This window comes from Lysinibacillus sp. NPDC097868, assembly GCF_044761135.1.
Classification (GTDB): domain Bacteria; phylum Bacillota; class Bacilli; order Bacillales_A; family Planococcaceae; genus Lysinibacillus.
Genome location: NZ_JBIWBS010000001.1, coordinates 1,391,526 through 1,404,413, shown reverse-complemented (window position 1 = coordinate 1,404,413; position 12,888 = coordinate 1,391,526). Strand labels below are relative to the sequence as shown.

The window sequence follows — 12,888 nt, the reverse complement described above, 5'->3', positions numbered from 1 at the left end:
GGTTAGATATCATCAATAGAAAATTAAATACAAATTATAAATTTGAATAATAATAGATAAGTCGTATTTCTTTAAGTTTTGTTACGGTAACTATTCTCCTTGTAAAGTCGATTATTTTATTCAAGTTGTGCGAGTCTAGCAGGTCAGTCATATATCGATTCCTCAAACTAGAAACTTGATATTTATTTACCCCCCTCCGTGAAATATCTTTTAATAAAAACAGCATTAAATGACTAACAATACAAATGAGTATTTTTGTGTTGATATATTCTCCCTATCAAATAATTACTTACAGATTGTTCTTGATAAACTTTCTGTTTATCGACCCTTTAGATGTACACAAATAACTTAGTCTTTATCCTTTCTTTTTCCCGTCTTTTTTTCCTTTTCAATACCTAACTTTTTTTCACTTTGACCTTGCTTTCTCCAGTCCTCAGGCAATTCATCGAGTAGCGAATCTTTCAGTTCCGTAATTGTATATCGCATTTCTTTTAAGCATTCTGCCTTTACAACTGTATTTGTAATACTGTGAACACTTCCTGGTAATCTAAATATCTGTAATCCACTTCTCGCAGCATTATCAGCATGCAAACATTGTAAACGCTCATAAATAACTTTCTGCATCCTACTCCATAATTTAATATATTTCTCAGTATAAACCATACGATCTATTAGCCATACCAATCGCAATCCTCTGCCACTATATATAATTACATTAGGTATTGGTATTTCTTCTGCTCCTATTAAGTCATCTTTTTTACTACGTGCTCCATGTATATCTATACTTATTTTGTAAAAATCCAACTCTGTATACAAGGCATTTAATCTAACAGTATTTTCAACTTTTCGACTAGAATTTTTAAATGTGTTTAAAGAAATGTATCAATCCGCTTCAATCCAATCATTAGCCTGCTCAAGTGCCTTTTTTATCGGAAATGCTCGATAACGATTCATTAATTTATTTTCAAGTTGTATAAAATGTATCAACGCTTTACTATCTCCATGTAAAAATTCAATAAAATTATAAGCTGACTCCATACGGACATCATTATGTTGGCTTTGACTTTTCAACAATCATTCCTCTTCTCTAAATAGTACATATTAAATCGCTAGTAACTCATAGGAGCAATAATCCATACTTTGAATAAGAATGTTAATTATGTATAGGAATTTTGCTGTCGACAAAATACAATAAGTTACTTAATAATAGTCTGATTTATCAAGGTGTTTTAACTCCCAAAATGCTCGACCATTTCAAATTTCAGACTCTCTAATTCAAAATACTGACGAGAATGCTACTTTAATTTCTTTGGATTGAACACTATTCCATAGTATTTCTTTCGCTGTAGCGAATTAGCTTAGAAATGCACTATCTCTTTTCCTTTAAAGCATTGAGTACATTAGATTATTGGTTTATTATTGCTCTTCTTCATATAAATTCTCCTCCTCTTCCAACAAACTTCTATCTGTTACAGCTATTATCCGACCTCATATCACCATTCTAAAAAACTCTTAGAGACTCTATTGACACCTCCCAAATTATATTTTATAATCTTAATACAATTGGTTAATTATTTTTATATATATTTTTCAGATAATTAAGTTTAATATATAGTATTGATAGGAAACTATCAATACTTATTTATGCTCATTTTTAATAGATATGGTTCTAAAATAAAAAGGCCTTGCTACATTAGCTTGGCTTTTTTATTTGTTTAAAACTATTCATTTTTGATCTTTTTAGTAAATGTATAATACTTTATAATTTATAATTATTTTTCGCCGCTTTACACTACATTCAAAACTTCCAAATTATACAATTTCATTGTTACCGCTAAATCACTGGATCTAAGAGGTTTTAATACCTCACATTTTTTACACAAATCCTTTTAAATGTATTTTCAGGGACATTAAAAGTACATTTACAAGCCTCCTAGCAGTATAATTAACTTGAAGAGATGAATTGGATAAGTTTCAAAAAACTCTACTGAGGATTTGCTATACATCTCTAAGGAGCATTAAAATGACACATTACAAAATCCTAGCCCTAATAAGTCAGGACAGCCAAGAATCAAAATTATTGTGGACTTTGGATATGACGAGAATGGAAAAAGACTAAGAAAGATGAAAACCGCTATTTTACCTAAGCTATCAGAAACTAACATCATTAATGCTATTACTCAGTTTGAAAAATCACTTGGTTCAGCGCAGCAATACTTCTCAAAGACCAAAAAACTAACATTCAAATCCTTTTCAGAACATTTCATGAATGATTACGTGAATGTAAATTTAAAAGTGAAATCGCGTAATACTGACGAAAACTATTTAAAACAAGGGGTACTAGAGTTTTTCGGTATTATTTTGCTCCATAAGATTACTCCAACACAAATCAACCTATTCTTTGTACAACAGAAAAAGGTGGAGGCGGGTTCAATTGAGGAGAAATTCATGCTATTGAATACAATTTTCAATAAAGCGATTGAATGGGGGCATATTGAGGTCAACCCTTGTGCGAAGGCTACTAAGCCCAAACGATCTAAATTGAAACGTATTAATTACTATACAGAGCAACAAATGCAACAACTGCTCTCAATCCTTCCAAAGCTTTATATCAAACATCAGCTACAAATCAAAATTGCTATGTATTGCGGGTTACGCATGAGTAAGATTACAGGACTGCGCTTCCATTCTTTTGATTTTGATAACAATACTATCTATGTTGATAGAATATTACAGTATGATAAGGAGCAACAGCGATTCTTCTTAGACTCCACAAAAACAGGCGAGAATCGCCTTGTATACGCTCCTGAAAGCCTTATGAACGAGTTACAAACTTACATAGAGATAAAGCAAAAGAAGTTATCTAAACTTGGAGATAGGTTCAATCCTATTTTAGATAAAGACGGAAATCCTATTTATTTAATGTTCTCAAAGGATAATGGTTTTCCAAATCACCCTGATCGCATGAGTAAACAATGGCAAGATATTGTACGTCAATTTCCGCTACCTTCAATTACGTTTCATGGCTTGCGACATACATTTGCTTCTTACATGCTTTCTAAAGGCGTTAACATCAAAGTCATCCAAGAGCAATTAGGACATGCTACAATACATGAAACACTTAATACGTACTCTCATGTTGCTCAAGACCAAAAAGAAAGGAGCTACGGAGCTTTTTAACTCTTTATAAACAAAAAAACCTCAACAGGCTCTCATTTATCGAGTCACCCATTGAGGATTAAAAATCTATTTAATTTTTAGTTTAGTCCCTTTTAGACCCTTTGAAATTTATTCCAAACTTCAAACCCTTGATAATACTACTCTTGAATAGCAGCTTCTAAAGCAACAACGATCATGTCGTTGAATGTTGTTTGACGTTCTTCAGACGTCGTTACTTCGCCTGTAATGATGTGGTCACTTACTGTTAAGACAGAAAGAGCTTGACGGCCAAATTTCGCTGCTAATGTGTAAAGTGCTGCAGATTCCATTTCAACTGCTAATACGCCGTATTTAGCTAGCTTTTCGTTTTGGTGCTCATCTGAGTAGAACAGGTCTGCTGTGAAGATGTTACCAACTTGAAGGCTTAAACCGGCTTCTTTCCCAGCATTATACGCTTTTAATAATAAGTCAAAGTTTGCGATCGGTGCAAAATCAATGTTGTTGCCCCAAATGATTTGATTCATACGAGAATCAGTTGTAGCACCTTGAGCTAAAATAACGTCACGTACTTTTACATCTTTTTGAATTGCACCACAAGTACCTACACGAATTAATTTTTGTACATCATATTCTTGCATTAACTCTGTTGCGTAAATAGAAATGGAAGGCACACCCATACCAGTACCTTGTACAGAAATACGTTTACCTTTATACGTACCTGTATAACCAAACATATTGCGGACTTCGTTATAGCAAGTAACATCTTCTAAAAATGTTTCGGCAATGTATTTTGCACGTAGTGGATCTCCCGGAAGTAAAATAGTGTCAGCGATTTCGCCTTTTTTTGCATTAATATGAATACTCATACTGCAATCCCTCTTTTCTGTCAGTTATCATTATAAATAATACTTTGTTTCACGTATTTACGCAATGCTAGACGTCTAGCAACTCTAAAAGAAAGAATAATTAAAGTATTTAGATATTAACTACCTTGTTCACTATATAAATCCCATAATTCATCAAATACCTCTGTCGTTAAGTTATCTGTTGCATATGTTTCGATATATGTAGATAGCTCATCAAAATCTATGCTTTGTTTAGGAAAGTTATGTTCATTAAATACTTCTTCGGCAAAGCGAACTTTAGCATCCGACCAATCCCCTCCACGAAATGTTAGTACATATAAATAAAAGCTCTTTTTCATAACTGAAAAGTGCCCTCCTCTTGTCATTTTTACTTTCCGCTAGTTTATCAAAAAAAATACATTTCGTCATAAAATGGACCACATTTTTATTTAAGTAATTTTTCCTAGTAAGTAAAATGCAAAAAGTCTTTTTCACCTTATTAGACTTTTGTCATGCAAAAATATTACGCTTTTTTATCTGAAAAATGAAAATTTTGTGAATTTAAGATAGAATTTTTTAGTATTATACGATAGAATTGTAGACAATACTGCAAAAAATTAGGAAGGTGATGGCGATGAAAAACAAGAAAAAATCAAGTAAACCAACGAGAAAACGCCCGTCTCTCTTAGATTCTAGCTTTTTCAAAAGAAAGAAAGCTATTGATTCTAACGTTAGTAGGCATAATCTCCCTCCTACTACAGAAAAACGACAACGTTTTTATCATTTAATTCGCGGCAAAGTACTTATTATTTTCTCTCTTCTTATTTTTATTACCGCCGCAATGGGTATATTGTCGTACAACAATATAACGAATCTTCAACAGCAAATGAAAGATTTTACTGAGAAGAATGTACAGGAGCAACTTACCGTTAATCAGCTAGCCTATGAAATTGCTAGATTAACCAACTTAGAACAAGCCTACATTATAACAGGAAATGGTAGTTATTCCACTTCTTATAAAATGAAGATCGATTCTATCAATAAAAAAATAGCTGCTTTACAAGAAAAATTCGCAGACCGCGAAGTTGAGCTTGGACATATACAAGCAATCGGTCAATATTATAAAAATTACCTTGAGTACTCGAAAAAGGTCATGACGATGCGTGATGAGCTTGGTCTTGAACAAGCTCGAAAGCTAATGATCGAAGGTACCGGCGAAACGATGAAATTGCATATTGATCAAAATATTGAATCCATCAACAACGTAATGGATAAATCCAATAAAGCTAAACTTAATATGTTGAACAAGCAGGTAACTTTGTCAAACAGTACTTTTTTAATTATTTCAATTATCGGTCTTATAGCAATCGTTATTTTTGGCATTATGCTATTTAAATCATTGAAAAACAATACGCGCGCTATTAATCACTCTATACTTGATATTGCCCAAGCTGGTGGTGATTTAACAAGACGTGTTCATGTACGTAATAACGATGAATTTTCTATAATTGCTAACTCTACGAATACCCTTATCATTTCAATTTCAAACCTTATTAAACGTGTTAGCGAACTCGCTGATCACGTCTCAAGCAGTAGCCAGGAGTTGATGACGTTAGCAGATGATAATGCCCGTACAATCCAAAATATAGCGGATGCAAGTGCTGATATAGCAAGTGATAGTGAAAATACAATCAATAGTATGAATAGTGCCCAACAAAAAATGAGTGATTTAGATCATTCTATGCATCAATTAAATGAGCAGGCGAATGCTGTTCAACGGGCATCATTGGCCATGCAACAAGCCGCTGATGAAGGTAGTCGATCAGTTCATCAATCTACATTAGTTATGCAATCTATTGAAGAAACGATTGCTTCTACCTCTACAACAGTTGAGGCACTTGGTCGAAAATCAGCAGATATAACATCTATAATCGGCACCATTACAGCCATCTCAGAGCAAACAAATTTACTTGCATTGAATGCCGCCATTGAAGCTGCACGTGCTGGGGAGCATGGTCGTGGTTTTGCTGTTGTAGCAGATGAAGTGCGCAAGCTCGCTGAGCAATCACAAACTGCGGCTAAAGAAGTAACAACGATTGTAACATCCATCCAAGATGAAGTCGCATCAATTATTACACAAAACCATGAAGGTGTAACATCAGTTATTCGAGGAGTCGAAGTGACGAATGAAACAAACCAGTCATTGTCCAACATTCTAATGCAAACGAAAGAAACGACTACAATTATTGCTACAATGGTTGATAAAATAGCGCAAACACTTGATTATAGTAATGCTGTAGCAAATGATTTTGTGCATATTAACGCTTATGCTGAACAAACCGCTTCCAATACGGTGATGTCTGCAGCTGCTGCTACACAAGGTTCTGCATCCATGCAAGAAATTAATGCAGCCGCTACGGAACTAGCCCATCAAGCAGATAGTTTACGCAATGTCGTGGGTGCGTTTAAAATTTAACAAAAAAGAATGTCTCCGCAGAGGCATTCTTTTTGTTTGCAAAATATTTCTTTAAAACGAGGTTGGGACAAATAAGAAAAAGTGTTAGATTGACTACAATCAATCTAACACTTTTTTGCAGTGAGCGTTGTCCGCTACGGTAAGCCATTCCGATAGTTTACCGACGATTCACAAACTTTTATCGGCGATTTCCTCTGTCTTTCCGGCGATTCGCGGGCTTCTATCGGCGATTTACCTAGGTTTACTGCAACTCGCTTACGTACTCTTTTTATTATTTAAATAATGATAAATATTCAGCGTAGCCTTCTTTTTCTAAATCAGCTTTCGGGATAAAACGAAGTGATGCAGAGTTGATACAATAACGTAAGCCACCTAACTCTGCAGGACCATCTGGGAAGACATGTCCTAAATGAGAATCCGCGTCCTTGCTTCGTACTTCAACACGGCGCATGCCATGGGATGTATCAAAATGCTCTATAACTTGTTCTTGTGCAATCGGCTTTGAGAAAGCTGGCCAGCCACAGCCTGAGTTGAATTTATCGTGCGAGCTAAATAATGGCTTGCCTGAAACGATATCAACATAAATGCCTTCTTCAAAATGTTGATCATATTCATTGCGAAACGGTGCCTCAGTACCATTTTCCTGAGTTACATAGTACTGGATATCCGTTAGTTCTTTTAATCGTTGTTCTTTATTCATTTTCTATGCCCCCAGTGTAGTTCTTGAAATGCTTTTCGCCCAGATCCCACTGCATAGCGTTCATAATGCATCGGGTTCTTTTTATAATAAAATTGATGGTAATCCTCAGCAGCATAAAATGTACTTGCAGGTAAAATTTTCACAGCAATTGGCTTATCAAATTTACCTGATGCCTGTAAATCTGCCTTTGAACGTTCAGCTAATTCATGTTGTTCTTCATCATGATAGAAAATGGCAGTAGTGTAGGATTGTCCACGATCATAAAATTGTCCACCTGCATCTGTCGGATCAATTAACGTCCAAAATGTCGCTAATAATTGCTCGTATGAATAGATATCATCATCAAACGTAATTTGAACCGCTTCTACGTGGCCTGTCGTTTCCGAACAGACTTGTTCATAAGTTGGGTTTTCAACATGTCCACCAGTGTAACCAGAAACTATAGCTTCAATGCCAGGTGTTTCATCGAATGGCTTGACCATACACCAAAAACAGCCACCTGCAAATGTTGCCTTTTTCATTGCCATTTTTATTCACTCCTTATTCTCCAGGGACGATGATTTCAAGTAAGATTTTATCGTTTGGTAAGTCTAATTCCTTCGCACGTACACGAGATCCTGATGCAATATTTACTCGCGATAAGTCAATATAAATTTCAGCCTTATTCGGATTAACAGTAATCCACGAAGGGAAATCCACCGAATCTCTCATAATTTTCATTGTCGTCTCCGGTGGAATATTTAATAACCCCACATTCATCCCTGTTTGCTTTAAAATAATATTCCCCTTATCATCGACAATAGGCTCAAAATTCATTGAAATCGGGATTTCTGTATAAAAAACAGTTAATTTACTTCGTAATTCAATATCATCCCCAATGGAAAAATCTAATGGGAGTGGCGAGCCTTTTGCACTGTCTTTTAAATATTTCTTCGTAATTGACTCTAACTCTTTCGTAGTCGTTTGGACAACTAGTACATTTCCTGTTATTTCAGTATCACTGTCTGAGCTCTTTGCTAAATCATATCCATCTACTGGTTTCGTTGCTAAATAAACGACGAGGAGGATTGAAAGAAGAACCATACCTGCTAACGCAAAAAATGCGAATTTCCATTTATTCATTTAGTCACTCCTCGAAGCCTATTTCCTTATTAATTTTTTGTTCCATTTTACATTGCTCCATTGCCGCTAATATTCGCTCAGTCATTTTATCATAGCCTTTTGCATTAGGATGAAAAAAATCTGTATGATAGACCAGTTCTTGATTCGAATCGAACAAGTCTTCAACTGAGACATAACAAGCATTCGAATCTTTACTTGCTATTTTTTTAATGACATTATTCCATTCTGTAATAATTGTATCAAATTCATTTGCCTCATTTGTGACAATGGAAAAAGGATTATAAAATCCGATGAGTAATAAAGGCACGGTTGGATTTTTTGCCCTTATATTATCAATAATTTTACCGTAACGATCCTCATAGGTTAATAATTCCTTATCAAACGCATCTCGTTTTAGATTAAACAGATCCTGTTTGACTACTTTCATTACATCATTTCCACCCATAGTTAATGAAATAAGCTGTGCTTGTTGCAACTCTTCATCATAATGCCCTTTTTTGATTAATTTTAATAGCTGATCACTCCGCCTTCCCCTTTTTCCTCGATTATCAACATCCACTTCTGAAATCGAAGTCCAAGCTAGCATCGAATCTGCTAATCTTCCAACATAACCGTCTTGACCATACTCATCCCCGACACCATCTGTTAATGAATCACCAAGTGCCAAGTAATGTAGTTGTTTTGCGTTATCATCATCAATTTGCCGTAAATCCTCTTCTGAAGGTTCAAAAAAATGTTCAAAAATTTGCGTCAATACATTACTAGAAGGTTTTGCCTCCTCTTCTGCTTGTTGCTCATCCTGTCTCATATCTTGCTCCGTCTCTACCTGCTCACTTTCTTTATCTGCAGGTGCATTCGGTTCATCTATTGATATTGCACAACCACTTAGTACTAAGACGATCAAACATGACAAAATAATTCGCCAGATGCCCATTTGACCACCTTCCATCATTTACTGTTAATTCTATTATAATTAGTTGTCGCTACAATGAAAAGTGACGATGCTTCAGTTTAGCAAGAAAATCCAAGCATAATCATCAAATTACCTGTATACGATTTTTACAACTAGCCACGTAAAGCGTTAAAAAGCTACTACAATTACTTATGTAGCAGCTCTTGTCAATTATTCTGAAAAATAGATAAAACCTATTGCACCTGGTCCAGTATGTGTAGAAATAATCGGTGACGTAAAAGCGATTTCAACATCATTGAAGCCTGTTCCTTCTACTAGCTCTTTTAATGGAGCGCCCATTGTTGTCAAACCGTCAGCATGTGAAATACCTACAGCCTTAACTGTTTTACCAGCAGTATCCGCTTGGAATTGTTTGAATAAGTAGTTCACGACCTGTTTATGACTACGAACTTTGGATACAGGGTTATATGCTCCCCCCTCTAGGTTCGCAATGACTTTAATGTTTAGTAAAGAACCAATAAATCCTGTCCCTTTACCAATTCGACCGCCTTTAATTAAATTTTCTAGTGTGTCAACGATTACATATAAATGTGTATTGTCACGCACCTTGTCTAAACGTGTGACGATTTCTTCAACAGTCGCTCCTGCATCGCGCATTTTAATAGCCTCTCTTAATTGAATAGCAAGCCCAATTGCGATAAAACGAGAATCAATGACCGTTACATCTGCATCCGTCATTTGTGCAGCTTGTCGAGCCGATTCCACTGTTCCACTCATTCCACCAGTCATATGAATAGAAAGTATTTGGTCTCCATCTTTGCCAAGCTCGTCATATAGTTCTTTGAACTTCCCTGGTGCAGGTTGCGAACTTTTCGGCAATTCTTTAGCGTTTTTCATCAAGCCTAAAAAAGGTTGTGGATCTAAATCTACACCATCTATATATGTTTTCCCATCAATTTGAATTGTTAACGGTACTATATGTATACCGTGTTGCTCTACTTCTTCTTTTGTTAAATCACAAGTTGAGTCCGTTACAATATGAATTCGTCCCACTTCGACACATCCTTTAACATCATTGAAATTATTATATAGACTAATGTTTCCATATGTAAACATGACATTTGTCATCTCAAGTGTCTATTTCAAGTCTTTTTCATTTCCACTTCCTTCGCTACTATAGCCTTTTTTCTATAAATTTGTCTAACAATTTCCTCTAAAATTCGACATGACATTTTAGATAAGTAAATATGTGACAAATGTAAATAGTAAGACACACATTATTGGGCTATAGTAAATAGACAACGAAGGGAGTGTTTATTATGGTGGATTCATTTGACTATAAAACATGGAAGGAAGAATTGTGGAATGCCATTACGCACGGTATAGGCTTACTTGCAAGTATTCCAGCACTTGTTATTTTAATATTAACTGCCGTCCAAAACGGGAGTGCATTGTATATTACAACTTTTAGTATTTTTGGTGCTTCTGTCATCATCTTGTTTCTTATGTCAACATTACTCCACAGCATGCCTGAAAAATACAAATATTTTTTCGCTATTCTTGACCATTCTTCTATATACATTTTAATTGCCGGTACCTATACACCGTTTTTATTGATTGCTATCGGCGGCACATTAGGGATTACTTTATTATGTATCATTTGGGCACTTGCCTTACTTGGCGTTGTTTTTAAATGCTTTTTTATTAACCGTTTTGAAATACTATCCCTTATTTTCTATATTGGTATGGGCTGGCTTATTATCTTTGCCATTAAGCCTATTTATTTTTTCTTAGGAAGTAACGGCTTTGCTTTTTTATTAGCTGGTGGTCTTTTCTATACATTTGGCGCTATTTTTTATGCTTGGCGCAGCCTCCCTTATAATCATACAATTTGGCATCTTTTTGTGTTAGCTGGATGTGGTTCAATGTATGCCTGTGTGTATCTTTATTTATAATAATGAAGTTTTTCAACTAAAAATATGTATCTTAAACAAGAAAAGCACTACGGAATAAGTCCGTGTGCTTTTTCTCATAATTTAGACTACACCTTCAAACAACGTCTACTAAGTGGCAAACGCCTCAAAATACATTTATTTTCTGCGTTCAAAAATTTGATATTGAAATGTGTAACTTTCTGGTGCTGTTACTGGTTCTTGTGACGAGACTAGCACAAAGTCATCTTCATATTCTGGGAAAAATGTATCCCCTTTAAAGGAATGATTAATTTTTGTAGCATATATTCGATCTGTTATGTCCATTGATAGTCTAAAAATTTGTTCGCCACCGATGATCATGATTTCAGGTACATCACCCGCTAATGACAGTGCTTCGTCGAGACTCGTCACAATTTCAGCCCCATCAGCACGATAGTTGGCATCACGTGTAATGACAATGTTGCGTCGCCCTGGTAGCGGTCTACCAATCGATTCAAATGTTTTACGTCCCATTATCATTGGTTTGCCCATCGTTTTTTCCTTAAAATATTGTAAATCACCAGGTAAATGCCATGGCATACCGTTTTCATATCCAATGACATTATTATTATCATGCGCTACTATTAATGAAATCATAATTACCCTCCAAGTTATATCATTCATCCTATTATAAACATAATTTTACTTTACTATCGGAATATTTCTGCTCATTATTAAAATAAATTTCTTCTTCAACGTTAAATCATAGTAAATTTATAAGAATAGTTTATAATAAGAGATAACAATAAAAATTACTAAAGGATGATGTTATGACACATTTAACAAAAGAGGCCGTTTGCTATATTCAAGCTACGGATTTAAAACCACATTATTATGAAATGACACCACAAGAAGCAAGAGTTATGCGCGCAGTTCCAACTTGGCAATCTGTCCATATGCCTCACCTTGCATCGATTGAGAATCGAAAAATACCTATGCGCGATGGACAAGAGATTAATATTCGCCTTTACATTCCTGAAGATGCAAAAAAATTACCTGTTATTATTTATTATCACGGTGGTGGATGGGTATTTGGCAATTTGGAGTCATCAGATGCCGGTTGTCAGTTATTAGCTGATAAAGCGAAAGCCATCGTCGTATCTGTAGATTACCGCTTGGCACCTGAATACCCCTTCCCTATCCCACTAAACGACGCATATGATGGGTTACTGTGGGTATTTGAAAATATTGCGTCTTTCGGTGGTGATAACACGCGAATAACGGTCGCTGGTGATAGTGCTGGTGGTAACCTCGCAACGGTAGTTTCTTACTTAGCAGCGTTATTTGATGGTCCAACTATTACTTCACAAGCACTTATTTACCCTGTAGTAAACCTTGATTTTACGACCGCTTCTTATAGTGCTTACGGAGAACATTTTGGTTTAGATAAGCAAGGTATGCAATGGTTTGCTGAGCATTATACAAAGCCAAATCACTTTAACAATCCTCTCATTTCACCTTTGCAAATTGAAAATTTTGGCGTACTTCCAAAAACAATAATTATCGCTGCTGAAGCAGATGTACTTTATGACGAAGGACTTGCTTACGCTCAAAAATTAGCGGAAGCAGGCGTGTATGTGGAATATGTCAAAATGGCGGGTTTGATTCATAGTTATTTCAGTAAAATGGAGTTTTTCGAAGCTGCTACAATTGAAACAGTTGAAAAAATTGCGACATTCGTGAAATAAGTTTGTGTAATG

Annotated in this window: 14 protein-coding genes; 4 read left to right on the top strand and 10 right to left on the bottom strand. The window is 35.3% G+C overall.

The window, feature by feature from the left end:
- Positions 1-348: 348 nt before the first annotated feature.
- Positions 349-816, bottom strand: coding sequence for a hypothetical protein (locus ACIQXJ_RS06885; protein ID WP_403051281.1), 468 nt, complete (start codon positions 814-816; stop codon positions 349-351).
- 66 nt (positions 817-882) lie between these two features.
- Positions 883-1,071, bottom strand: a complete 189-nt coding sequence (locus tag ACIQXJ_RS06880) for a hypothetical protein (protein WP_403051278.1) — start codon at positions 1,069-1,071, stop codon at positions 883-885.
- A 1,053-nt stretch (positions 1,072-2,124) separates the two neighbouring features.
- Here ACIQXJ_RS06880 and ACIQXJ_RS06875 point away from each other — a divergent pair.
- Positions 2,125-3,180 (top strand): tyrosine-type recombinase/integrase, encoded by a 1,056-nt coding sequence (locus tag ACIQXJ_RS06875; RefSeq protein WP_403051275.1) that lies wholly within the window; start codon positions 2,125-2,127, stop codon positions 3,178-3,180.
- A gap of 137 nt (positions 3,181-3,317) precedes the next feature.
- Here the strand turns inward: ACIQXJ_RS06875 and deoD are convergent, their stop codons facing one another.
- Together deoD and ACIQXJ_RS06865 are read right to left on the bottom strand one after the other, a co-directional pair.
- Positions 3,318-4,025: a purine-nucleoside phosphorylase gene (gene deoD / locus ACIQXJ_RS06870; RefSeq protein ID WP_172771600.1), complete on the bottom strand. Its 708-nt coding sequence runs from the start codon at positions 4,023-4,025 to the stop codon at positions 3,318-3,320.
- 116 nt (positions 4,026-4,141) lie between these two features.
- On the bottom strand, positions 4,142-4,363 hold the full coding sequence (locus ACIQXJ_RS06865; protein WP_403051272.1) for a YozE family protein: 222 nt from the start codon (positions 4,361-4,363) through the stop codon (positions 4,142-4,144).
- Between the two features lie 275 nt (positions 4,364-4,638).
- Here ACIQXJ_RS06865 and ACIQXJ_RS06860 point away from each other — a divergent pair, with 275 nt between their 5' ends.
- Positions 4,639-6,480 (top strand): methyl-accepting chemotaxis protein, encoded by a 1,842-nt coding sequence (locus ACIQXJ_RS06860; RefSeq protein WP_401011851.1) that lies wholly within the window; start codon positions 4,639-4,641, stop codon positions 6,478-6,480.
- A gap of 271 nt (positions 6,481-6,751) precedes the next feature.
- Here ACIQXJ_RS06860 and msrB read toward each other — a convergent pair whose 3' ends face one another.
- From msrB to ACIQXJ_RS06835, 5 genes are all read right to left on the bottom strand, one after another.
- On the bottom strand, positions 6,752-7,180 hold the full coding sequence (msrB, locus tag ACIQXJ_RS06855) for a peptide-methionine (R)-S-oxide reductase MsrB (protein WP_403051269.1): 429 nt from the start codon (positions 7,178-7,180) through the stop codon (positions 6,752-6,754).
- Complete coding sequence (msrA, locus tag ACIQXJ_RS06850) at positions 7,177-7,707, bottom strand: peptide-methionine (S)-S-oxide reductase MsrA (RefSeq protein ID WP_401011854.1); 531 nt, start codon at positions 7,705-7,707, stop codon at positions 7,177-7,179. The genes msrB and msrA overlap by 4 nt, the downstream gene beginning before the upstream one ends.
- Before the next feature lie 13 nt (positions 7,708-7,720).
- Positions 7,721-8,302, bottom strand: coding sequence for a YpmS family protein (locus ACIQXJ_RS06845; protein WP_340824411.1), 582 nt, complete (start codon positions 8,300-8,302; stop codon positions 7,721-7,723).
- 4 nt (positions 8,303-8,306) lie between these two features.
- The gene (locus ACIQXJ_RS06840) at positions 8,307-9,236 is read right to left on the bottom strand and encodes a GDSL-type esterase/lipase family protein (RefSeq protein WP_403051266.1); all 930 of its coding nucleotides are present in this window, start codon (positions 9,234-9,236) and stop codon (positions 8,307-8,309) included.
- A gap of 189 nt (positions 9,237-9,425) precedes the next feature.
- Positions 9,426-10,268, bottom strand: a complete 843-nt coding sequence (locus tag ACIQXJ_RS06835; RefSeq protein WP_340824407.1) for a DegV family protein — start codon at positions 10,266-10,268, stop codon at positions 9,426-9,428.
- Between the two features lie 266 nt (positions 10,269-10,534).
- On the opposite strand from ACIQXJ_RS06835, the gene trhA reads away from it, so the two are divergent.
- Positions 10,535-11,170: a PAQR family membrane homeostasis protein TrhA gene (gene trhA / locus ACIQXJ_RS06830; RefSeq protein ID WP_340824405.1), complete on the top strand. Its 636-nt coding sequence runs from the start codon at positions 10,535-10,537 to the stop codon at positions 11,168-11,170.
- Positions 11,171-11,305: 135 nt separating this feature from the next.
- Here trhA and ACIQXJ_RS06825 read toward each other — a convergent pair whose 3' ends face one another.
- Positions 11,306-11,785 (bottom strand): dihydrofolate reductase, encoded by a 480-nt coding sequence (locus ACIQXJ_RS06825; RefSeq protein WP_403051263.1) that lies wholly within the window; start codon positions 11,783-11,785, stop codon positions 11,306-11,308.
- Between the two features lie 173 nt (positions 11,786-11,958).
- Here ACIQXJ_RS06825 and ACIQXJ_RS06820 point away from each other — a divergent pair, with 173 nt between their 5' ends.
- Positions 11,959-12,876, top strand: a complete 918-nt coding sequence (locus ACIQXJ_RS06820) for an alpha/beta hydrolase (RefSeq protein ID WP_403051260.1) — start codon at positions 11,959-11,961, stop codon at positions 12,874-12,876.
- Positions 12,877-12,888: the final 12 nt, after the last annotated feature.